11 protein-coding genes are annotated in these 23,002 nt (G+C 68.9%); 4 read left to right on the top strand and 7 right to left on the bottom strand.

The window, feature by feature from the left end; translation table 11 throughout:
• Window positions 1-2,742, bottom strand: a complete 2,742-nt coding sequence (locus OV427_RS30155) for a right-handed parallel beta-helix repeat-containing protein (protein WP_267859648.1) — start codon at window positions 2,740-2,742, stop codon at window positions 1-3.
• A gap of 263 nt (window positions 2,743-3,005) precedes the next feature.
• Window positions 3,006-8,624 (bottom strand): Ig-like domain-containing protein, encoded by a 5,619-nt coding sequence (locus tag OV427_RS30150; protein WP_267859647.1) that lies wholly within the window; start codon window positions 8,622-8,624, stop codon window positions 3,006-3,008.
• Between the two features lie 461 nt (window positions 8,625-9,085).
• Between OV427_RS30150 and OV427_RS30145 the strand changes: the two genes are divergently transcribed.
• Entirely contained in the window at window positions 9,086-9,307 is a 222-nt protein-coding gene (locus tag OV427_RS30145; RefSeq protein ID WP_267859646.1) for a hypothetical protein, read from the top strand.
• Between the two features lie 85 nt (window positions 9,308-9,392).
• Here OV427_RS30145 and OV427_RS30140 read toward each other — a convergent pair whose 3' ends face one another.
• From OV427_RS30140 to OV427_RS30130, 3 genes are all read right to left on the bottom strand, one after another.
• Window positions 9,393-12,470 (bottom strand): S8 family serine peptidase, encoded by a 3,078-nt coding sequence (locus OV427_RS30140; RefSeq protein ID WP_267859645.1) that lies wholly within the window; start codon window positions 12,468-12,470, stop codon window positions 9,393-9,395.
• 256 nt (window positions 12,471-12,726) lie between these two features.
• Window positions 12,727-13,323, bottom strand: coding sequence for a hypothetical protein (locus OV427_RS30135; RefSeq protein ID WP_267859644.1), 597 nt, complete (start codon window positions 13,321-13,323; stop codon window positions 12,727-12,729).
• Window positions 13,324-13,500: 177 nt separating this feature from the next.
• Window positions 13,501-13,941 carry a low affinity iron permease family protein gene (locus tag OV427_RS30130; RefSeq protein WP_267859643.1) on the bottom strand — a complete coding sequence of 147 codons (441 nt, stop codon included), beginning with the start codon at window positions 13,939-13,941 and terminating at the stop codon, window positions 13,501-13,503.
• 230 nt (window positions 13,942-14,171) lie between these two features.
• Between OV427_RS30130 and OV427_RS30125 the strand changes: the two genes are divergently transcribed.
• The 3 genes from OV427_RS30125 (at window position 14,172) to OV427_RS30115 (ending at window position 19,237) form a co-directional block, all read left to right on the top strand.
• Window positions 14,172-15,146: an NADP-dependent oxidoreductase gene (locus OV427_RS30125; RefSeq protein ID WP_267859642.1), complete on the top strand. Its 975-nt coding sequence runs from the start codon at window positions 14,172-14,174 to the stop codon at window positions 15,144-15,146.
• A 232-nt stretch (window positions 15,147-15,378) separates the two neighbouring features.
• A complete protein-coding gene (locus OV427_RS30120; RefSeq protein WP_267859641.1) occupies window positions 15,379-18,633 on the top strand; it encodes a S8 family serine peptidase in 3,255 nt (1,084 codons plus the stop codon).
• A 190-nt stretch (window positions 18,634-18,823) separates the two neighbouring features.
• Window positions 18,824-19,237 carry a hypothetical protein gene (locus tag OV427_RS30115; protein ID WP_267859640.1) on the top strand — a complete coding sequence of 138 codons (414 nt, stop codon included), beginning with the start codon at window positions 18,824-18,826 and terminating at the stop codon, window positions 19,235-19,237.
• Window positions 19,238-19,258: 21 nt separating this feature from the next.
• Here OV427_RS30115 and OV427_RS30110 read toward each other — a convergent pair whose 3' ends face one another.
• Both OV427_RS30110 and OV427_RS30105 read right to left on the bottom strand, forming a co-directional pair.
• Window positions 19,259-20,803, bottom strand: a complete 1,545-nt coding sequence (locus OV427_RS30110) for an alpha/beta fold hydrolase (protein WP_267859639.1) — start codon at window positions 20,801-20,803, stop codon at window positions 19,259-19,261.
• Between the two features lie 266 nt (window positions 20,804-21,069).
• Window positions 21,070-22,857, bottom strand: a complete 1,788-nt coding sequence (locus tag OV427_RS30105; RefSeq protein ID WP_267859638.1) for an aspartate:alanine exchanger family transporter — start codon at window positions 22,855-22,857, stop codon at window positions 21,070-21,072.
• Between the last annotated feature and the right edge of the window lie 145 nt (window positions 22,858-23,002).

Raw genomic sequence — 23,002 nt, 5'->3', positions numbered from 1 at the left:
TCATTCCCCCTTCTCCAGTTTCCGCGGACGCGCGCCCTTCACCTGGGCGTTCTTCGGGAACAGCTTCGCGGCCGCCTTCCAATCGAGCGCCCTGCCCATGCCCGGCTTCGCCGGCTCGCCGCCCGCCTTCGGCGCAATCTGGCTCCACTCCTCGGCGGTGAAGCGGCTCGTCTCCTGCGAGGTGCGCGCGAACCAGCTCGCGTAGACGGCGGGCTCGACGTCGAACCCTCCGTCCATGACGACGTTCCCCTCGGCCTTCTTGAAGGGCAGGTCGGCCAGCAGGTGCATCGACTTCTCGTCCACCGTCGGCGGCGGCGTGCCCAGCGTGGAGCGGAACGTCGCCCAGTTGCGGAAGAACGCGTTGTTCGTGAGTACGACCTCGCTCAGGTTGGAGGTCGACCTGACCGCGAAGTTGTCCACGTACTGGAACACATTGCCCTCCAGCACCGCGGGGGCGTTTCCGCTCAGGGAGACGCCGCTGCCCGTGGAGCTGGAGCCGTCATGCGGACGGTTCCGGTTCCAGACGAAGAGGATGGTGTTGTTGCGCACCTGGGCCGGCCGAGTGCCGAAGCCGCCGGTGACACGGATGGCCTCGCTGAACATGTTGGCCACGATGTTGTTCTCGAAGGTGACCAGGTTGCTCATCCGGACCGCCGCGCCCGCGCCGTTGATGAACGTGCAGTTGCGGACCACCGTCTCCGGGGACGATATCCAGAGGTGCTCGTTGTCCGGTGAGGTGTTCAGGTCGATGAAGCCGTCCGCGTCGTAGCGGTTCAGCGTGCGCCGGTCGAAGACGAAGCCGTCGATGATGAGCCCGGTGTGGTCGCCGTTCCCCTCGAAGAGGTAGCCCTGCGGCGACGTCTTGGAGTCCGACGGCCAGGCGAGGAGGCTCGGCGTGTTCCAGGGGTCGCGCTTGCTGAAGTCGCGGTCCCAGCCGCCGAGCAGCGCGAGGTACTGCTTCCCGTCCACAATCCACTTCCCGCTCTTCAGCTTGCCGCCGTACTCGCCCTCGGCCACGAGGATGCGGTCGCCCTTCCCCGCCCGCTCGATGGCCTGGAACGGGTCTCTGAACGGCTTCTCGCGCGAGCCGTCGCCCCCGCTCTCGCCCGCGCGCACGAACCAGTCGCGCCCCTTCGGACGCTCGGACGCGACCTCTGCCTGCTCGAACGGCTCGAGCGCGTCGATGGTGATGGCGTGCTTCGGGTAGCCATTCTCCTTGCCGTGCGCGGTGCCGCGCACGACGAAGAGGTCGCGCGGCGGGCCCGAGCCGTAGTTGGGAATGGCGTCGATGCCGCGCTCCACCGAGGTGCCCTTCTTGAAGAAGCCAACGGAGCGGGTCTCATTCTTCGCATCGACGAGGTGGACGGCCTTGTGCGTGTCGCGCGAGGTCCCCGGGGGCCCGTTGTCCGGGTTGGAAACGCCCTGGAAGCCGACGACCATCTCGATGTCCTTGCCGTCGTAGCCCTTCGGGTTCGCGGCGAGGGCGCTGAGGGTCACCTTGGTGTAGGCCTTCGACGGCGTCGCCGCGGTGACCGCCGAGAAGCTCACCGGCAGCGCCCTCACGCGCGCGCCCTGCTTCAGCGAGGGGTTCTTCGGTGTGACGAGCGCGGAGACGGCCTGCGGCGGGTAGGCCGGCGCGAAGAGTTCAATCCGTTCGCCCGTCGCTGGGAGGCCCGCGCCCGTCCGCGTCTCCTCCCATGCCTTCGCGTCGAACTTCTTCCCGAGCAGGGAGCGGCGGGTGAACTTCTCGTACCACGCCGAGTCGAACGGGAGCTTCGGGTCGACCGCGACGTTGCCGCCCGCCTTCGCGAAGCCGGCATCCTCGGCCTCTTCGATGTCCGAGTCGTCGAGCGAGGACTTCTTGCCCTCGAAGTAGAAGGAGACATTCGAATAGAGGTTGCGCCAGAAGGCGTTGCCCTGGAGCGTCACCTTCGCGGGCACCGTCGCCTGGACGCCGTGGTTGTCGGAGTGGACGATGAGGTTGTTCTCGACGAGGGCCTTGTTCGTCACGTCGATGCCGGAGCCCTCCGTTCCGCCCTCGGTGATGGCCTTCGTCGCCCAGATGAAGGCCATCGTGTTGTTGCGAATCGTGACGGGCAGGTCGTGGTCACCGCCGCCCTTGGAAATCACGGCCGCGTAGATGGAGTTCACGATGACGTTGTTCTCGACCACCGCGCCCGGCGACGTCCGCACCGCGTTGATGGAGTTGACGATGAGGCAGTTGCGGAGGACTCCGCCCTTCGCGAGGTCGACCGCGCCGTTGCGCATCAGCGCCCCCGGGTCGAAGTTCCCGCCCTCGCTCGCGTATTCGTAATACTCCTGCATGTCGATGAAGAAGCCGTCGATGGTGGCGCCGGCGGTGTCGCGCTGCGTGCTGGTGCTGACGCGCGCGAGCGAGATGTCCGGCCGGTTCGCGGAGCCCTTCCGCCAGGTGAGCTCGGTCAGGTTCTTCCAGGGGTTGCGCTCCCGGAAGCCGGCGTCGTAGCCGCCGAGCAATTCGACGCCAGGGAACTGGAGCTCCCAGTTCCCCTTCTCGAGCTTGCCGAAATACTTCCCGGCGGCGACGTGCACCTTGTCGTTCGCCTCGACGCGCTCGAGCGCCATCCAGGGGTCGGCGAAGGGCTTCTCGCGTGAGCCGTCCCCCCCGGTGGAGCCAGCTCGGACGAACCAGTCGCGCGCGTGCGCGGGGAGGGCAAGACAGAGCGAGGCCAGGACGAGCAGCAGGCTCAGGACACGATGCATGGGGAACTCCTCTGGATGGGGAGGGCGTGGGGTCTCGACGTCAGGCGCGCACAGGAGGGGAGCAACGGGCCCGGCGCGAACGCGAACCCATGGTCTTCACCCATCATCGATGCCCCCCCTACTCAGCGAGCATAGGGGAGGCACCCCGCCGCGGCCAGGATTCAGCGCCGCGCCCGGTGTTGCTCAGGAAGCGTGGGGTCGCGGATAACTCGCCGCGTTGCGGAGCCCCATGCCGTCGTACCAGCCCATCGCGTTGCCGAGCCCTACCAGGTCAGCACGTCGCCCTCGGGCTCCTGGGGCACGTTGGGGTCATTGTCGACGACGAGGGTGAGCGTCACCGGCTCGCTCGAGTTCCCCGACGTGTCGAAGGCCCTGGCCGTCACGGTGTGGTGCCCGTCGGGCACGAGCATCGACGACCAGCCCAGGAGGAAGGGCGGCACGCTGGCGCTCCCGATGCCCTGGCCGTCGACCTCGTAGAACACGGAGGCGACCGCGGTGTTGTCCGAGGCGCGGACGCTGAGGCGGACCGTCCCGCTCACCGTGGCGCCCTCCGCCGGCGACGCGAAAGCGAGGGTCGGGGGCACGGCCTCGTTGTCCACGGTCACCACGACGGACGCCTCGCCCACGTTGTTGCGGGCGTCATAGGCGAGCACCCGCAGCGTATGGGTTCCATTCGTCTCCACGCCCGTGGGCCACCACTGGGTGGACGAAGTGACGTGGGTGGCCGTCCCCACCTTCCGCGTACCGCAGTAGAACTCGAGCTTCGTCACGCCGACGTTGTCCGAGGCGGAGGCGGTGATGGCGACGTTGCCGCGCGCGGTTGCGCCCGCGAGCGGCGCGGCAATCGTCACCTGGGGCGGCGTCTCGTCGTTGTCGGTGACGACGGAGACGGCCACCAGCGTGCCCTCGTTGCCCGCCGAGTCATGGGCCCTGGCGCCGAGGACATGCGTGCCGTTGGCCACCGCGCCCGAGTTCCACGTCCACGAGAACGGCTCCGTGGAGTCGCTGCCCAGCAGGATGCCGTCCGCGAAGAACTCCACGCGAGCCACCTTCACGTCGTCCACGGCGGTGGCGGTGAGCGTGACGGTGTTCCTCACCGTGGCGCCGTCCGCCGGAGCACTGAGGGTGGCGGTGGGAGGCGCGTTGTCCACCGTCACGGAGACCTCGGTCGAAACGCCGTGGTTGAAGGCGGCGTCGTACGCCTCGGCCCGCAGCGTGTGCACGCCGCCAGGAGCCGCCCGCGTGTCCCAGTCCCACGCATACGGCGCGGTGGTGTCACTGCCCAGCAGCGTGCTCCCGTCGTAGAAGTCCACGCGCGTCACGCCCACGTTGTCGGAGGCGCTGGCCGCGAGCGAGACGAGGCCCCGCACGAGGCTGCCCGCCGCGGGCGCCTGGAGCGACACCTGCGGCGCGGTCAGGTCGTTGTCGAGGGTGACGGTGACTTCCGCGGTGCTGATGCTCCCCGCCGCGTCGTAGGCGCGGATGGACAGCGTGTGCGGCCCGTTCGTCGTGGTGCGCGTGTTCCAGCTGAAGGCATACGGCGCGGAGTCGTCGGTGCCCAGCAACTCCGCACCATCGTAGAGCTCCACCTTCGTCACTCCGACGTTGTCGGTGGCCGTGGCGGTGATGGAGGCGAAGTCGCGGAGCACCGCGCCCGGCAGGGGCGCCGTCAGGGACGCGGTGGGCGGCGTGACGTCCGGAGCGGCGCTGACGGTGAAGACCAGGTCGTCGTGGTCGCTGAAGTTGCCAGCCACGCACGCCGAGGAGGCGCTGCCGCTGTAGCGGAAGCGGCCCCGGATGGCCTGGGAGCCCGTCTGCGAGGGCAGCGTGTAGGTCGTCGAGAGCACCTGGGCCCCCGTCGCGACGGGCGTCAGGGTGCCGATGAAGACCCAGGAGGGACTGGTGACGCTGGCGCTGGAGTACAGGTCGAGCTGGTCCCCCCCGCCAGCGCTGTAGACCCATACCGTGGCTTCAATCTTCACGGCCTTCCCTACAGTGAAGGGCTGGCCATCCAGCGAAGACACCTTCAACCGGTCCAACGACTCGTCATAGTGATAACGACCGGAGGTACCGTCCGCGCAGGAGCCGCCCAGGGTGTTGGGCTGGTTGGGCTCGGGGCCGAGCAGCGCGCGGCCGTCGAGGAGCGTGAGCGAATCACACGAGGTCGCCGCGGCCGGGCACCGGGGTACCTTGAGCGTGCTGTCGTAGACGGCGGTGGCGTTGATGGGGCCGCTGTTGATGGTCAGCGTCACCGTGGCCGCGCCAGACTGGAGCACGCCGTCGCTCGCCGTGTACGTGAACGCGTCCTGCCCGACGTAGCCCGCCTGCGGGGTATAGGTCAGCCTGGGCGCGGTGCCGGAGAGCGTGCCGTGGGCCGGAGCGAACTTCACGCTGTAGGTGATTGCATCCCCGTCCGGGTCCGTGGCCGACAGCGTCACCGCCACCGGCGTCCCCGCCGTCGTCGACACGAACACGGCACCGGCCATGGGTGCGTCACCCACCGGCGTCACGGTGAGGGAGACGGTGGCCAGGGCGGAGGTCAGCCCGTCCGAGGCCTCGTAGACGAACGAGTCGGTGCCGAAGAAGTTGGCCGCCGGGGTGTACGTCAGCTGGGGCGCGGTGCCGGAGAGCGTGCCGCGCACGGGGGGTGTCGCGATGGAGTAGACGACGGGCCGCCCCTCGGTGCTGGTGGCCGACAGCAGCATCGGCACCGGCGAGTCCTCGGCCGTCGTCACCGATGCGCCCTGGGCCAGCACCGTGCCCTTGCCGAGCCGCACCACGCGACCACCCGTGACTCCGCCCACGGAGACGGACAGGAGGTAGTGCCCCTCGGGCAGCGTGGGCGCGACGGTGCTCAGCGAGGTGCCCGAGAACCAGGTGTTCGCGAGCCGGGTGATGGCCCCTCCTCCCACGGGCATCAGCCACGCCACCGGGAAGTTGACCGGCGCGGAGGACCAGCGGCCGGTGCTCCCCTCGGAGATGCCTCGGAAGCGGACGCCGCTGAGGGTGAAGGCCGCCCCCCTGTCGATGAAGCCAGGCAGGCTCACCGAGGGGCGCCAGGCGTCGAGGGCGCCATCCGGGTTGAAGTACTCGGCCGCGGACGTGGGCGTGCCGCCGCTGCCCGTCCCCCCGAGGATGAGCACCTTGCCCGAGGGCAGCAGCGTGGCCGTGTGGCCGTACCGGGCCGTCGCCAGCACCGCGGAGCTCGTCGTCCAGGTGTTCGTCGCGGGGGCGTACACGTCCAGTGACGTGCGCGCGGTGCCACCCGCATCCTGGCGGCCTCCGCTCACCAGCACGTTGCCCGACAGCAGCAGCGTCGCGGTGGTCTGGTCCCTCGCGACGGGCAGGCTTCCCGCCGCGCTCCAGGTGCCCGTCGCCGGGTCGTACCGCTCCGCCGAGGCGAGGAATGTCCCGGCCCCGTTGCGCCCGGCGAGCACCAGCACCCGGCCGTCAGGCAGCAGCGTCCCCGCATGGCCCACGCGTGCCGTCACGAGGCTCCCCGTGAAGGTCCACTGCTCCGTGGCCGGGTCGTACAGCTCCGCCGAGGCGAGGACGGACGTGCCGCTGTTGCCCCCGACGACGAGCACCTTGCCGTCGGGCAGCAGCACCGACAGGTGGCCGTCCCGGGCCGTGCGCAGGTTGCCCGTGGCACGCCAGGTCCCGCTCGCCGGGTCATACAGCTCCGACGAGAAGAGCGAGCCGCCCGTGCCGTCCACGCCGCCCGACACCAGCACCCGCCCGTCGGGCAGGCGCGTCGCCGCGTGCCGCGTGCGCGCCACGTTCATCGTCCCCGTGGGGGCAAAGGTGACGGCGGACCCGAAGCGCTCCGCCGTGGCCAGCACCGTCCCATTGGAGAGAGCGCCTCCGGCCATCAGCACCCGGCCCTCCAGCAGCAGCGTCGCCGTGTGTCCGCTCCGCAGCGTGGACACCGGGCTCGTGCTGACCACGTTGCCGTTGGATGGGATGAAGTGCTCCGCGAAGGCGTGCGTCCCCGTGGCGGTGCGCCCGCCCATGCTCAGCACTTCGCCGCCGGGCAGCAGCGTCGCCGTGGCGCCGGTGCGGGCGGTGCCCAGCGCTCCCGCGGAGTCCCGGACGGCGGTGGAAGGCTCGTACACCTCCACCGCCTCACTCCCGCTGGGAGAGTTGCCGAAGACCAGCGCCCGGCCGTCCGACAACAGCGTCCCCAGGGTGGTCTGCCGGGTCCTGAGCAGCCGGCTGGAGGCGGTCCACGTGCCGGTGTTGAAGTCGTACAGCTCCGAGGTGTCGGTCGGAAGGTTGTTGGTGCCATAGCCGGAGGCCATCAACACCCTGCCATTGGAGAGCAGCAGGGTGGCCGACTGGCCTCGGGGCGACGTCATCGACCCCGTCGCGGTCCAGGTCCCCGTGGCCGGGTCGTACAGCTCCGCGCTGGAGTACGCGAGGCTGATGCCATCAGTCCCCCGAGGGCCGGAGCCACCCGCCAGCAAGACCCTGCCGTTGGGCAGCAGCGTTGCCGAGGCAGCCCAGCGGGGCGAGCGGGTGCTCCCCGTGGTGGCCCAGGTGCCCGTGGCCGGGTCGTACAGCTCGGCCGCGGTGGTCACGTTGACAAAGAGGTTATAGCCGCCCGCCACCAGGACCCTGCCATCCGCCAGCAGCACCGCCACATGATGGCTATGCCACGTCGGCGAGCTGCCCGTAGGACTCCAGGTGCCCGTGGTGGGGTCGTACAGCTCCGCGGTGGGCTCGGCCCCAGAGGCATTGCCTCCAACGGCCAGCACCTTGCCCGAGGGCAGCAGCGTCGCGGTGTGGAGTCCCCGGCGGCTTCCCATGGCGGCGGTGACGGACCAGGCCCCCGTGGCGGAGTCGTAGAGGTCCTCCGCGTCGTACGCGCCGGAGCCGGCGCTGTTCCCGGCCAGGAGCACCTTCCCCGAGGGCAGCAGCGTCGCCGTGTGGTTGGAGCGCGCGATGTGCATCGCCCCCGCCGAGGCCCAGGTCCCCGAGGCCGGGTCATAGACCTCCGCGGAGGCCAGGGCGCCGCTCGCGGCGTAGCCACCCGCGGCGAGGACGCGGCCGTTGGGAAGCAGCGTCACCGTGCCTTGGGACCGGGTGACCGACATGGAGCCGGTGGACGACCAGCCCGGGTCGACCACCACCGGCCCCGTCAGGCCGTCCAGGTCCAGCTCCATCCGTACGGAGAGGGTGCGGCCCGTGAGCGCATACCGCGCGAGCTGCCCGCCGCCGCCCGCCACGGCCACCACGCCGCGCAGCAGCGCGGGCCCCTGGCGAGTGTGCCCCTGGCCGTCGCGCGCCACGACAGGGTGCATCCGCAGCACCGGGCGCTCCTCGGTGTCGAGGAACTCGAGGGAGTCCCCCGCGTCGCGGACCGACACGATGCCGTCCGGCACGGTGACCTCGTAGCGCGTGAGGTGCCGCCGCTCGCCCTCGGGGAGGACGAAGTACTCCTCCACGCGGTGGGCCACCCAGCGCCCCTCGCGCGACCCGGCGCGGCCGCCCACGGGCGCCCACAGATGGCCCGGCCCGTACCAGGCGCCCTCCGCGCTGGCGCGCTTCGCGGTCCCCTTGCCGCCCCCCCGCACCTGGAAGACGTAGCCCCGGGTGGTGAGCTCCAGCGCGTCCGCGTCCGTGGCGGGGGGCGTCACGTGCAGCGCCGCGTCCGCGTTGACGGGCGCCGCCGTCGTGAGCCCGGCTTCGGCCTCGAAGAACTCGGGGAAGTGCGCCTGGACGCGCGCCAGGGCGCCGTCCGCTTCGAACGATGCGGCCTTCGCCGCCGTGGGGACCGCGCGGCTCGGCGACAGTGGACGCTCGAAGTCGAACGAGCGCCCCACCTGGATCCAGCCCTCCCGAGTGGACTCGGGAGCTGCATCGCCTTGCGTGGGAGTCATTTCCTGGCACGCGGCCAGGACAGAGGATGCAACGAGAAGAACAATCAGCCGTATGTGAGTCATGCTACCCCAGGCGAAAAAACCCATCGCCTGACGCGTCATATTCCAGCCATCTGACGAGGAAAATGCGAGTCGGGAAGGCCCCAGGGCTCAGGACGCCGAGTGAAATCCAGGGAGAGGAATTGAAAGCCTCGCAGGACGCGAGAGACCAGCGTCCATGGGAATGACAGTCATTTTGCTGAAGCTCGCGGTGAAGAGTGACGGCAAGGTATGGAATGAGTTGCGCGAGCAGAAGCGTCCCCGCGTGTCAACCAGAGCGGTGGCCGAGAGCTCCTGGGCGCCCCGTCCCCTGCCCCAGGGTCGATGCCTGGGCGCAGCAGGAGCGCTGAGCAGAGGAAACTTCTGGGGCGGATCTGCGATAATCCGAAAGGACGTCATCGCCCACCCGCAGGAGAACCCTCATGAGCATCAACAGCGCGGCGGATCGCGCCGTCCTGGCCGGGATGGGTGCCAGTCAGCGCCTGAGCACGCTGGAGGAGAAGGCCCTCAGTGGCCTGTCCGGCCCGGACCGTGACCGCGCCGAGGCCCAGCTGATGCTCCAGAAGCAGCAGGAGACGGTGGCCTACATCACCAAGATCCTGAAGGATTCCGGCGCCATGGACGTCATCGGCAACATCAAGTAGCGCTTCCGGACCCATCCGCACGAACCCGGCCGCAAGAGTACCGTGGCCCACGGCCACGGTACCCCTGGGTCCCGGGTGCGGAGAGCTACATGGGCTCCTCGCACAGCACGTCAGGGCACTGCTGACCCGGTGGGCACGGAGGGCAGGCCGGGTCGACCACGATGTTCGTCCTGGGCGTGAGCTGTCCAAACCCTCCCGGGCCCGGCACCCACATCCGCCACTGCACGGGATACGTGCCGGGGGCGCTCGGCGCGAAGACGGTGATGTAGAAGGTCTTCTCGCTTCCCGGGTGAATCAGGTCGCGGCCGTCGAGGTCCGCCGAGATGTCGCCCCAGTCCGTGACCTGCCCGGCCAGCCTGTAGCCGGAGCTCCGGCTCCAGGACTTCTCGCCAATGTTCTTCATCGTCACGGAGACCTGGAAGCTCCTTCCGGCCGTCACCCTGGCGGGGACGTCCTGCATGACGAAGCTGGCATTCACCGTGGGCGGGAGGACGGTGATGATGACGTTCGGGGTGAGCTGGCCGAACGGCGTCAGGCCCTCCTGGAGCATCCGCCACTGGAAGGGCCAGGAGCCCTCGGTGCCAGGGGCCGTGGCGGTGAAGACGAAGGTCTTCTCCTGCCCCGTGGCGATGACCTCGTTCGGGTCGAGCTCCACCCGGTTGAGCCCCCAGGTCGTGTTGTCCGTCGGATTCTGGGAGCTCAGCTTGAAGCCGGCGCTCCGGCTCCAGGACATGCTTCCCGTGTTCCTCATCGTCACGGAGACGGTGAAGGCCTCACCCGCCCTCACGGAGGCGGGCACGGTCTGCCGGACGAAGACGGCTTCCCTGGGGGGAAGCACGACGGAGACGCTCACGTTCGGGCTGGGCGTCCCGAAGAAGCCCGCGCCGTCCTGGAGCATGCCCCAGCTGAAGTTGTAGGGGCCCGCCGTGGTGGGGGCCGTGATGGCGAAGGTGAAGGTCTTCTCCTGACCCGTGGCGATGGCCTCGTTCGGAGCGAGCTCCACCCGGTTGAGCCCCCAGGTCGTGTTGTCCGGTGGATTCAGGGAACCGAGCTTGAAGCCGCTGGCCGCGGTCCAGGTCGCGCTCCCGGTGTTCCGCATCGTCACGGAGACGCTGTAGCCCCAGCCTGCCCCCATGGGGCCAGGCACCGACTGCCGGACGAACGCGGCGGCGCGGGGCGGAAGCTGGACGGAAACACTCACGTTCTGGCTGGGCTGGCCGAAGGACTCCACGCCTTCCTGGAACATCCGCCACTGGAAGTCGTAGGTGCCCGGAGTGGCTGGCGCGGTGACGTTGAAGGTGAAGGTCTTCTCCTGGCCGGGCTGGATGCTCTCGCCGCTGGCCAGCTCGACCCGCGACACGCCCCAGGTGGTGTTGCCCTGGTGGTTCTGGGAGAGCAGCTTGAAGCCGGTGGCCGACGTCCAGGCCTGGCTTCCCGTGTTCCGCATCGTCACGGAGACGGTGAAGGGCGTGCCCACCAGCACGGAAGCGGGCACCGCGGACTGCTGGACGAAGGCGGCATCCCTGAAAGGCGGAGGACAGGGGAGGGTCATGTCGCCGAAGGCCGTCGTGTTCTCGCTGTCGCGGACGGTGTGCCGCACGACGCCGTTGGGGGTGCACGTTCCCCACACGTTGGGGCCGTTCTGCATGGTGACCGTCGTATTGCTCACCGCGGTCCACGTATGGGTGAAGGGGGCCACGCCTCCGTCCACGGAGCCCTCGCACCAGAAGGTTCCCGAGCCCGAGAGGCAGTTGAAGCCGTTGGCTCCCAGTGGGGTGACGATGGCCCGGGACGCGTCGATGAGTCCCACGCCACAGTCGTTCGGGCAGCTGGTGATGGGGCGCGCGGACTGAAGGATGCGCTGGGTGACCTGGGCCGCCGTCCACGCCGGCCGCTGCGAGAGGATGAGCGCGGCGACCCCCGCGACGTGCGGCGCCGCCATGGACGTGCCGCTGAGGTAGCGGTAGCAATAGTCGCCGGGCAGCAACTGCGACGCGGGCTTTTCCATGGCCCATGAAGACACGGCGCCCAGCGTGTCTGCGTATCCCCAGCCCGAGTTCACCGGGCAGCCCAGGCCGATGCCGTACATGCTGTTGTCGAAGCCTCCTCCTCCAGGCGCGGTGATGTCCACGCGGCTGCCCGTGTTGCTGTACAGAGCCTTCTGCCCGTTCTGGTCGCTGGCGCCGACGGCGATGACGCCCGTGCAGGAGGCGGGCGTCACCTGGGCGGTGGGCCAGCTCTCATTGCCCGCGGCCGCCACCACGACGATGTTCGCCGCCAGGGCGGCATCGACGGCGCTCTGGAGGAGCTGGTAGCCGCTGCAAGGCGAATTGGTGTACTTCGACCCGAAGCTCATGTTGATGACGCGCGCGCCCTGCTGGATGGCGAAGTGGATGGCTTCGTCCACCCTGAGCAGGTCGAGCTCGCCCGCGGAGCTGAAGACCTTCACGGGGATGAGCGAGCAGCCCCAGCAGATGCCCGCGCCACCGATGCCATTGCCCGTCCGGGCGGCGAGGATGCCAGCCACGTGCGTGCCGTGGTGCCAGGTGCCCGTGTCGGTGGGGTCGGAGTCACCGTCGCCGAAGTCGTAGCCCGGGAGCCACCGGCCATCGAGGTCCGGATGGGGGAGCTTGCCCGAGTCGAGCACGGCAATCTTCACGTTGCCGGTGACGAAGTCCCAGGTCCTCGGCATGTTGATGGCCGGGTAGTGCCACTGCCGCCAGTAGTGCTCGTCGTTCGGCGTGGCGAAGAGCTCCATGAGGAGGTTCTCGTGGGCGTATTCCACGTCCGGCCGCTTGCGGAGCTCGTCGATGGCGGCCCGCGTGAGCGCTTCCTCCTCCGCGATGGAGCTCGTCTCGAGCACGGACGCCGGCTGGAGGGACCACAGCTCGACGCCCTCCCGGATGGGACGGATGGGCTGCGCGGTGAAGCCGCCGACGGACAGCGGGCCGGCGGGCTTGCCGGCCTTGCCGCCGGCGCGGAACTTCACGATGACCTGCCCGGGGACGAAGCTCCGGGTGGTGGACGGCGCTTCGAGTGCGCGGGCGGAGGTGGTGCTCTGGGTGGCGGGCGCGGACTCCAGCGGAGTCGCGTCTCCACAATGAGCAAGAGCGAACGTCAGGACGACGGCCTGGACAAGACGTGTGACAATATTGTGTTTCACGGACTCCCCTGTGTGTGACTGTCACAGTTGAGACCGCTGCTTCAGAGCGGGTCAATGCCCCCATGGTGTTCCTGCATTGTCTGAATGCGGGAATCAGATGTCTTGGATTGCTCGCGACAGGCCCTGTTCGCCGCCGCGGGTGAGGCGCTCTCGCGTCTCGGGCCGGACGCAGACGACCACCTGGGAGGTCTCCTCCGGATACAACCCCGTCACCGGCCATCCAGCACTGAGAGCAGGGTCAGGCGGGCGTCACGGCTCACGCCGTACGCGTGTAGCGCATCACCCAGTTCGTCTCCCAGGTCCTGCCGCCGTCAGGCGAAAACGCCTGCTCCCATTGCGCGGACGTAGGAGTGATTTTCGAGAAGATGCCGCGCACCTTGATGGGCCTGCCCTCGAACGTATCGTCGGACAGGAAGGTACCCACGCCGTTCGCGAAGGTGCCGATGATGGGCACGTCGAGCTTGTGCGGATGGCGCGCGTCCAGGTTCCAGTCGGCCCAGGTCTTCGTCCTCGCATCGAAGGCGCGCAGCCCCAGCCCGCGATAGACGCCGTCCGGCCGGTTCACCACACGCTCGTTGATGTTGGCGACGCCGCCGAGCAACGGCCAGACGCGGCAGGTGCCGTCGAACTCCTGCCACTCGTTGTTGTTGGCAAGTCGCTGCTTCAGGCGTCGATGCCTGACCGTCCAGGTGCCCAGGAAGAAGTCGAAGTCACCGGGGCCGCTCGTGCCCTCGGCCTTGCCGTCGCCGACATTCTGACCGGCGGCGCTTGCGGTGTCGAACGGCATCAGGCCGGAAGCGGCGGCGAGCAGCGACAGCTGCAGGATCCGGCGGCGATGAGGGTCTTGTAGCATCGGCGTGCTCCGTGCTGCGAAGGGTGGCGTTGCTCGGGCCGTCCACGGAAAATGGAGTGGGGCCAGATTGCGCGCGGCACGGTCAGGCGGGAAGGGCCACTTACGCGCGGAGCATGAGGCCACTTCGATGCACCCGTACGACGGTTGAATCGAGGAGGACTCCGCCACCTGCGCCCCTCACGACTCGTCAGTGTGAGTCGTCTCCCTCGGCGAAGGAGTCCCCTTCAGCTCGTCCTTGCTCGCTGCGACGTGACGGCGCTTCTTGGCCCCCAGGCGCACACGGCTGAACTGGCTTGCGAGCTCCGCGAGCTCTTCATCGCTCGCGTCTTCGAGGTCCTCAAAGACAGCTCGGGCATGGGCCTGCACACGAATCAGCTCATCCACCTTCAGGTGAAGCGCCTTCGCATCCCGGTTCTGGGTCGCCTGGATGATGAACACCATCAAGAAGGTGATGATGGTGGTGGAGGTGTTGATGACCAGTTGCCAGGCATCACTGAAGTGAAACAGCGGCCCCGTCAGTGCCCAGCCAAGTACGACCACGAGGGCGGCCACGAAGGCGCGCGGGGTGCCCACATGCTCGGCAACGGCATGCGCGAATCTATTGAAGCGCTCGCTCATCCGTTTGTATGTAGACATGAAAACGAGAACTGGCTCGTCCGACAGGTCTCAGGAGTCGCAGCCCAGGCGGGCGCTCGGCAGCCAGCCTGCCCGCACTCCTCCCCTCCCCTGCGAGAGGCACCCTCCCCTCCCTTGCCCGCTGAGACGCTGGAAGAGCGAACCCTGACGGTGACCGCGGGGAGTGCTCATCCTCTCGGGACGACCCGGTTCACCCGAGGAGGAGTCTCAGCATGGCCACATCCATTCCCGAAACGATGAAAGCCGCGGCGCTCGACCACTTCGGTGGTCCGGAGGTCATCGGCATCAAGACGCTGCCTGTTCCCCAGTGTGGTGACGATGAGCTCCTCATCCGCGTCGGCGCGGCCGGGGTGGGCGTCTGGGATGCCTGGGAGCGAGAAGGGGTGATGGCCGACATGATTGAAGGGGGCCCGCGGTTTCCCTACGTCCCCGGCTCCGACGGCGCGGGAGAGGTGGTCGCAGTCGGCAAGGACGTGAAGGATTACAAGGTGGGGGAGCGTGTCTACGCCTTCGTGCTCGGAAGTCCCAAGGGCGGCTTCTACGCGGAGTTCACCGCAGTGAAGGCGAAGCACGCAGCGCGGATTCCCAAGGGAATGAAGGTGGAGCAGGCGGCGGCGCTCGCGGCGGACGGCATCACCGCGCTTCGCGGGCTCGAGGACCACCTCAAGCTCGAGTCGGGGCAGCGCCTGCTCATCTACGGCGCCAGCGGCGGCGTGGGGCACATCGCGCTGCAGCTCGCCAGGCGGATGGGGGCGAAGGTGCTGGCGGTCGCCTCGGGCAAGGACGGGGTGGAGCTGGCGCGTCGCCTTGGCGCGGACACGGTCGTCGAGGGCCACCACGGAGACGTGGAGAAGGCCTGCCGCGACTTCGCGCCGGATGGGCTCGATGCGGCGCTGGTGCTGGCGGGCGGTGACGCCTGCCAGGCTGCACTGAAGCACGTCCGCCAGGGCGGCCGCATCGCCTACCCGAATGGCGTGGAGCCGGTCCCGAAGGGCCCCAAGGGCATCGAGGTCATCGCCTACGATGGCACCCCCAGCCAGAAGATCTTAGGACGGCTCAACGAGCTCATCGAAGCGGAGCCCTTCCACCTGGAAGTCAGCCACCTCTACGCGATGGAGGAGGCCGCCCGGGCGCAGCAGGAAGTGCTCAAGCACCACGTGGGCAAGTTCGCGCTGCGAATCCACTGAGATGGCGCCAGACCTCCGCCTCGCCAGGGCTCACCAGCCACGGTGGCCCCCTGCGCGAGGCAGGAGCCCGGGCCGCGTTCGAAATCACGGCGCGACGCGGCCGACGGCAGACGCGCAGCTTCTCGCCAGGCTCGCACATGCGGCCATACGTACCCTTGTGATACCTGCTTTCCGGGTGATTCCGTAAAGCAATGGCGGAGCCCCACCTCCGCCGACTTCTCGAGGGGAACTCATGCACGCTGTCCGAAGAAGACTCGTCCCGGCCCTGTGGACCGGGGCGTTCGTCACGCTGTTCGCCGCTCCCGCCCAGGCGCAGTCCCTGAGAGCGGACCAGTTGTTGGAAGCTCCAGGCGCCACCAGCACGGACTGGATTCGAGCCCTGCCGCCCGTCCCCGCCCATGAGTTGGGACCCGTGCTGCCCTCGGCCGCGCCGTCCTCGGGGCCGGGCCTGGAGGTGGCGTATCCGAAGGTCGCACCGTTCCAGGGTGAGGTGCAGGAACCCGTGAAGCGGCAGAAGGACCTGCGCGTGTCCCTGCGTGAGCGTCCGTCGCGCATGGCCCTCGTCCGGCTTCCGGAAGACGACCTCGCCGGCCAGCGGGAGCGCGTGCGGAGCACCCTGGGTGCTCTCGCATGGCATGAGCTCTTCTACGGCTGGCACTTCTTCGAGTTGCCCCAGACGCTCTCCCCGGCCTCGGTCCGGGGACTGCTCCAGGGCGTCAACGCGGACATCGTCTATGTCCCGGACGAGCCCCACGAAGCCGGGGTCATCTGGAACGACCCGCTGCTGTCGACGGGCGCGTCCTGGACCCAGAACCAGTGGTACCTCTACAACGTCGGGCAGCGCACCAGCATCACCGGCAGCCCCTATGACTTCGACATCGACGCCGACGAAGCCTGGGACGTGACGCTCGCCGCGCACGGCCGGGGCCAGTTCTATTTCTCCACGGTCGCGGTGGTGGATACGCAAGTCGACCTGGGTCACGCGGACATGCCGGACTTCGTCGGCGCCTGCACCCTGGCGAACGCCTGGTCCGACACGCGCTGCCTGCCGCCCGAGGCCGCGCGCACGCATGGCACGGCGGTCGCGGGGCTCATCGGCGCACGTGCCGGCAATGGCTACGGAATGTCGGGAGTGAACTGGGCCGCGCGGGTCCTCGCCTTGAATGTCTCCCTGGCCTCGGACCCCGAGCGGAGCTTCGGCTACTACCAGGTCATCAACGCCATCGACTACGCCACCCGCAACGGCGCGCACATCATCAACTATTCCGGAGGCAGCCAGAGCGTCTTCCAGAACAATGACAACGATCCACTCTACGCGGCCATCCGCCGCGCGGGAGAGCGCGACATCCAGTTCATCGCGGCGGCGGGGAATGAGAATCTCAACCTCGACTGCGGAAATGCCTCCTGCCAGGTCTCTCCCGCGGGAATGACTCTCTACAACCTGTGGACGGTGGCCGCGGCGGATGACAACTTCAACCGCTCGCACTTCTTCACGGAGGCCAATGGCACCGTCCATGCCTCCAACTTCGGCGCGGTTTCCGTGGACTCCGCGGCGTTTGGCAGTGATGCCTTTGCCGGCAACGGCAGCGACCTGGTCTCCCTCTTTCCTGGCAATCGGTTCGCCCCCTTCAACGGGACCTCCGCGGCCACGCCCATCGTCAGTGGCGTTGCAAGCCTCATCAAGAGCCTGAGGCCGCAGGCCACGCCGTACGTCTATCAATCGTGCTTCGGGTATACGATTGCTCCGCAGCTCAACGGACTGATGCGCTACCCCGGCGTCATCAATGCGAAGCTCGCCGCCGACTGCGCGCTCACCCTCGGCGAGCAGACGCCGCCCCCCGTCTTCGATGTCGTCAGCCCCGCGAACTCCGCGCGCCTCAACCAGACGCCCTACCTCACGTGGCAGGCGGCTCCGGACTTCTATGTGAACTATGACGTGTTCCTGGACGGCGCCTTCTACGCCCGAACGGGCGGCACCGCGCTGGGCCTCACGAACGTGAGCGACGGCACCCACCGCTGGTACGTGCGCGCGGTGGATGCCTACGGCAACTGGCGCAACTCCATTTATGAGAACTTCTTCGTGCTCGACCGGGTGCCGCCCACCGCGCCCGTGCTCACCCTGCCAGCGGACGCGCAGTACATGACCGACCCGCGTCCCGCGCTGCGCTGGGCGCATGCCACCGACGCCAGCGGCATCTCCAGCTACCAGGTCATCATGGACGGCATCAGCACCGGCCCCATCGGCGCCGCCGCGGGGTACAACTGGCCCACCGCCCTGAGCGAGGGCCGTCACTCCTGGCGGGTGGTGGCGTGTGACACGCACCAGAACTGCACCAGCTCCTCCACACGCAGCTTCTACGTGGACTCCGTGGCCCCCTCGTACCCCACGCTCACGAGCCCGGCTCAGGACTCCCTCATCGCCACGGAGCGCCCGACGTTCACCTGGTCCGCGTCCACGGACGCGAGCTCCGTCTCGTATCGATGGAGCATCGACTCCGGCGCTCAAAGCGCGACCACCTACTCGACGTCCTACACACCGTCGACGGGCCTGACGGACGGCTTCCACTCCTGGACGGTCCGGGCCTGCGACACCGCGGGCAACTGCTCGACCAGCGGCGTCCGCACGTTCAGTGTGGACACCTTGCCGCCCCTCGCGTTCTCGATTCAGGCTCCCGCGGAAGGCGCGCTCACCGCGACCCGGCCGATGTTCTCCTGGCAGGCCGCGCAGGACGCCACGGGCGTCACGTACCAGCAATTGCGCATCGATGGCGGAGCCGCCATCACCCTTGGAGGGAGCGTCACCTCCCATGTCCTGACCACCAGCCTGTCACCGGGCGTCCACTTCGTGATTGTCACCGCGTGTGACCGCTTCGACCACTGCGGGTCGACGCCGGTCCGCTCGTTCGAGGTCGTTGGAACGCAGCCCACCGCCCCGGTGCCCCTGGCCCCCACGGGAAGCACCTATGTCGCCACCCCTCGACCCGAGTTCTCCTGGGCCCCCGCCACGGACGACGTGGGCATCACGTCGTATGTCCTCGAATGGAGCGGGGGCACGCCGGTGACGCTCGGGGGAGCGGTGACGCGATACACGCCCACGGCGAACCTCGCCGAGGGCGCCCACACCTGGCGGGTCACCGCCTGCGATGCCAGCGCGCAGTGCACGAGCAGCGTCTGGGCGTCCTTCTCCGTCGACCTCCAGGCGCCGACCGCGCCCTTTCTCATGGCGCCGTCTCCCGAGGAAGTCGTGTGGGAAAATCCTCTCTACATCTTCGAGTGGGTGCCCTCGTACGACGACCAGCACTACGTCCAATACACGGTGGTCATCGATGACCAGGAGCACGCGGTCCCCGATTCGCGCGAGGTGCTCTACCTGGAGGAGTTCCTGGACTACGCCGAGCACACCTGGTTCGTGAGGGCGTGCGACCTGGCGGGAAACTGCACGGACTCTCCCAGCCAGGTCTTCACCATCCGGCCCTACATCAAATGATGCAGTGAGCAGGACTGCGCTACCTCAGGGAAACGCGCTAGTGAGACATCCGTAAGCACAATCACGTACGCGTTTCCCTCCAATCCAAAATCAATCCCATCCGCTTGACAGACAATGCAAGGAAGCGCACCTTGCTCAATAGCTGACTAGCCAGCCAAAGCAGCAAAACAATCAAGCACTGGGGGTCGTCATGAGCCTGTCGCCATTCAGCACCCGTGAAGTGGCCGCGAGCCGCGGGAGCCGTTCTCTTCTCACGTTCGTGCTCACCGGGGCCGTGGCCCTGGGGGTGACCCTGCCTGGCGTGAGCCACGCAGTCCCTGGCGGCAAAGGCTGGCAGGGAAGGTACACGCTCACCATTCCCACCGGCCAGGTCGACCAGTTCTTCCACTACGCGTGCCCGGCGGCCTACCCGGTCGCCACGAGCGGTGGGTTCCTCCCCAACCTCGCCGCCAAGATTGGAATGGTCGTGCTCGGGGATGGGCCCCGTCTGGACATCACGCCCGTGGGCTACAACGAATGGTCCTGGATCATCGGCTGGCCGAGCGGTGCACGGGCGGGGTCGACCATCAGCTTCGACATCTACTGCGTCGCCGGGCCCGCCTGAGCAACGCCGGGTCCGTTGTCCTCAGGGCGCAGCGGGGTTGTCCCAGACGCTGGTGAAGGCGGCACCGAAGTAGATGCGCGCCGCGCCGCGGTCATCGAAGGGCACCGGCGACATCGCCGCGAGGCAGGAGGTGTCCGGCGGCGCATGAGGGTTCTGGATGAAGCTCGCCGTGACCAGGTGCCCGCAGTTGGGGGCGCCTGGCAGCGTGGTAGGCGAGTTGAAGCCGACGCTGTGCCCCACGTGGGGGAAGCTGACGAAGGTCTGGTTCGGCGCCCGGTAGCGCCGCGCCGCGACGAGCGCCGACGCGTGGCTCGTCATCGGGTCCAGGGTGCCGTTCATCATCAGCAGTGGCACCTTCACCCGGGGCCACCGCGTCGCGGAGTGGCTGGAGTACTTCGGCCACTGCACCGAGATGTCGGCCCGGTCCACGCCCCAGTCCAGGCTGAAGGTGGCGGACCCGGCGCGCTGGCGCAGGGTGGCGGGGCTCGGGGCGGGAGACTCCCAGAGCTCGGAGAAGTCGATGTTGGCCTCCAGCACCTGGGAGAAGCCATAGAGCTCGAAGGGCTCGAGGTAGAGGCTGAGGAAGTAGCGCAGCGCCTGGACGTCGGCGGGCGCGCAGCGCTCCAGCCGGTAGGGGATGGCCAGCGACAGGACACGCAGGCGCCAGGTCATGAACATCCCCGCGAGCGACTTGCGCAGCAGCGGGCGCGTGAAGCCCGACTCTGCGCAATGGCCCTGTGCCACCCTGTCCGAGATGGCCTGGATGCGCGCCCACGGGTCCGCTCCCAGCCGTGCACGGCAGCCCGCGTCCTGGGCGCACAGCGCCGCATAGCCCCGGGCGGCGGGGTCGAACTCGAGGTCCGTCCGTGACACGAAAAGCTCTCCCGGAGACACCACCGAGTCCTGGATGACGCCGTCCGCCTGACGGGGAAAGAGCTCCAGGTAGCGCCACGCCTGGTAGGTTCCGTAGGACAGGCCGTAGAGGAAGACGCGCTGGTTGCGCCCCCGGACGCGCTCGATGAGCGTGCCGAGGTCCATTGCCGCCTGGCTCACGTTGAAGTGGGCGAGCTTGTGGCCCCAGCGCGCCCGCACCTCGGCGAGGCAGTCCGGCCACTCCTCCGGCGACAGCTCGCTGCCATTCGGACTCTCCAGCTCCTCGCCCGCGCAGGTGAGCCCGGCCGAGTTCCCGGTGCCGCGGTGGGCGGGGAAGTAGAGGTCCACTCCAGGCAGGACCGCCGCGAGCCGCTCCGCCTGTCCGAGGTACAGCCCCTCCCCGGAGCCGCCCGGGCCTCCGTCGAGAATCCACAGCTGGGGCGCGTTGGGAACGCCGGACAGCTTGCGAGCGACGAAGAGGGGGAGCGTCTCTCCGCGGGGGTGCTGGTGGTCCAGCGGCATCGCCACCGTCGCGCACTCCGCGCCCTCATAGGACTCCGGGCACGGGCCCCAGACGACGGGCTCGTTCCCGCGTCGCTCCGCGAGGTCCTCCTGGGCCAGCGAAGGGGCGCCCAGCCCCATCGCCAGACAGACTCCCGCTGTCCTCCATACCGCGCTCGCGCTCCAGACCATGACCGCCTCGTGTGGAAGTCCGGCCGCGCTCACGGCCGGTGGGTGCTCGCGTCGTCCTCCATGGGCGCTGCTGGGCGAGCAGCCACTCGTAGAGGTTCGTCAACTGCCAAGTCTTGATTCTACGCCATTTCAGTGAATTTGAAATACGGATGCAGATGTATCCAGGGTGCCAGAGTCCGAGATGGGCTCGCCGAATCGGGCTTCGAGCCACTGGATGAGCGAGTACTGGTAGGTGCGTTCGGCGCTCGACGCGCTCAACACGCGGCTCACCGCACGACGACCAGGAGGTAGGCCGCGATGGTGATGAGCACGGTGCCCAGGGCCGTGGGCACCGCGAAGCCGATGGCGGGCACCGCGCTGTGGGCTTCGTCCTGGGCCACCTTCAGCCCCGCCGTGTTGCAGCGCGCGCCACACACCGCGCCCAGCAGCACGGCGGGGTTCAGCTTGAAGACGTACAGGCCCACCGCGTAGCCGATGACGGGCGGCAGCAACCCGACGACCAGCCCGGAGAGGATGAGCGGCACCAGCGTCCCTCCCTGGATGGCACCCGCCACGGCCGGTCCGGAGTTGAGCGAAAGCGCGGCGATGAAGATGGCCAGGCCGAGGTCCTCCAGCAGGGAGCGCGCGGCCTCTGGCACGGGACCGCCCAGGGACGGGTTGCGGGCACGCAGCGTGCCGATGACGACACCCGCCAGCAGCAGCGCCGCGGCCGTGCCCAACCCCACGTGGATGCCCTTCACCGGCACGGCCACCATGCCCGCGAGCGCGCCGAGCACGAGCCCCACCGCGAGCGTGACGATGTCCGTGGCCAGACTGGGCCGCACCATCACCCCCAGGTGCGCCGCCAGCGCGTCCAGCCGCCGCTGCGGCCCCGTCACACGCAGCACGTCATGGACCTTCAACACCGTGTTGGCCCGCATGGGGAGCTGCTCGCCCATGCGGAACAGGGCATCCAGGTACAGTCCTCCGCCGAAGCGCGGCGCCAGTGCGCGGAGCGACTGCCCCGCCAGTTCCTTGTTCGTGACGACGCACTCCACCGTCTGCAGCGGAACGTCGCGCAGCGCCGCGTCGTCCACCTCCGGCCCCACGTTGCCGTGGCGGCGGATGAACTCGCCAACATCGCCCGCCACCGCCAGGTCGTCCCCGCGCCGCAGGGTGAAGTCCTCGCCGGGCGTGAGCAGCCGGCCCCCACGCCGCACGCGTTCGACGGACACCCGCGGGGCCACCTCTCGCACCTGGGCCACCGTCACGCCGTCCAGCTTCGGGTTGTCGATGCGGTAGGCGCGCACCACCAGGGGGATGTAGCCCACCTCGAACGCCTTGTCCGTCCCGGGCGGGGCCATGTTCGAGTCGCCACCGAGCTCCTTCTCCATGTCCTCGGCCGACTTCTCCAGGTTCCGGTGGAACATCCGCGGCAGGTACTTCACCAGCAGGACGAAGCCAATCATGCTGAGGATGTAGGTGATTGCGAACGCGGCCGCGAGGTTGCCACCCACCGCCGCGCTCTCGCTACCGGGCACCGCGCCGGACGTCACCGCGGACTGGGCCGCCCCCAGCGCGGCCGAGGCCGTCATTCCTCCCGCCAGCGTGCCCGCCACCGCGCCTCCCGGCAGCCGGAACAGCAGGCCGCACAGGATGGCCAGCGCGGGCGCCACCACGCACACCACCAGCGTCGTGAGGACGAAGCGCTTCCCGTCACGCTCCAGCCCCGCGAAGAACTGCGGCCCCACGCGCAGGCCCACGGCGTACATGAAGAAGTTGAAGAAGAGCGTCTGCACGAAGGGGTCCACCTTCAGCCGCACGCCGAACACCGACACCGAGACGAGGCTCAGCGCCAGGCCCACCACCAACGTGGCCGCGGTGGTGCCCAGGCTGATGCGCCGGATGCGAACGCGGCCCAACAGGTAGCCCAGCGCCACCACCAGGAACAGCGCGGTGAAGTCATCACTCCCGAGCAGCGCGAAGATGCGCCCCAGGAAGCCATGCCGTGGCTTGCCCGCCACCTCCTCCGCCGCGAGGACGAACGCGGGGGCAAGGAGCCCTGACAGGAGCACCGCCCGCGCCCATCCGCGGGCAGGAGGGGCCGCCTTCCCGGGTCGCGCGTCAGGACGTCGTGAGTCGAGCACCATGGCCATCCTTCCCTTTCCGCTCCGGGCCCGGTGAAGGCCCGGCACCGGCTCCTTCCTCTCCCGCTCCGTG

Origin of the sequence: Pyxidicoccus sp. MSG2, from assembly GCF_026626705.1 — a bacterium.
GTDB lineage: Bacteria > Myxococcota > Myxococcia > Myxococcales > Myxococcaceae > Myxococcus.
The sequence above is the reverse complement of the archived record's forward strand: the minus strand, read 5'-3'. Positions and strand labels throughout refer to the sequence as shown.

Coding starts and splice junctions, on each gene's coding strand:
- OV427_RS30155 (WP_267859648.1), bottom strand. CDS start 2,742: ATGCATCGTGTCCTGAGCCTGCTGCTCGTCCTGGCCTCGCTCTGTCTT.
- OV427_RS30150 (WP_267859647.1), bottom strand. CDS start 8,624: ATGACTCCCACGCAAGGCGATGCAGCTCCCGAGTCCACTCGGGAGGGC.
- OV427_RS30145 (WP_267859646.1), top strand. CDS start 9,086: ATGAGCATCAACAGCGCGGCGGATCGCGCCGTCCTGGCCGGGATGGGT.
- OV427_RS30135 (WP_267859644.1), bottom strand. CDS start 13,323: ATGCTACAAGACCCTCATCGCCGCCGGATCCTGCAGCTGTCGCTGCTC.
- OV427_RS30130 (WP_267859643.1), bottom strand. CDS start 13,941: ATGAGCGAGCGCTTCAATAGATTCGCGCATGCCGTTGCCGAGCATGTG.
- OV427_RS30125 (WP_267859642.1), top strand. CDS start 14,172: ATGGCCACATCCATTCCCGAAACGATGAAAGCCGCGGCGCTCGACCAC.
- OV427_RS30120 (WP_267859641.1), top strand. CDS start 15,379: ATGCACGCTGTCCGAAGAAGACTCGTCCCGGCCCTGTGGACCGGGGCG.
- OV427_RS30115 (WP_267859640.1), top strand. CDS start 18,824: ATGAGCCTGTCGCCATTCAGCACCCGTGAAGTGGCCGCGAGCCGCGGG.
- OV427_RS30110 (WP_267859639.1), bottom strand. CDS start 20,803: ATGGTCTGGAGCGCGAGCGCGGTATGGAGGACAGCGGGAGTCTGTCTG.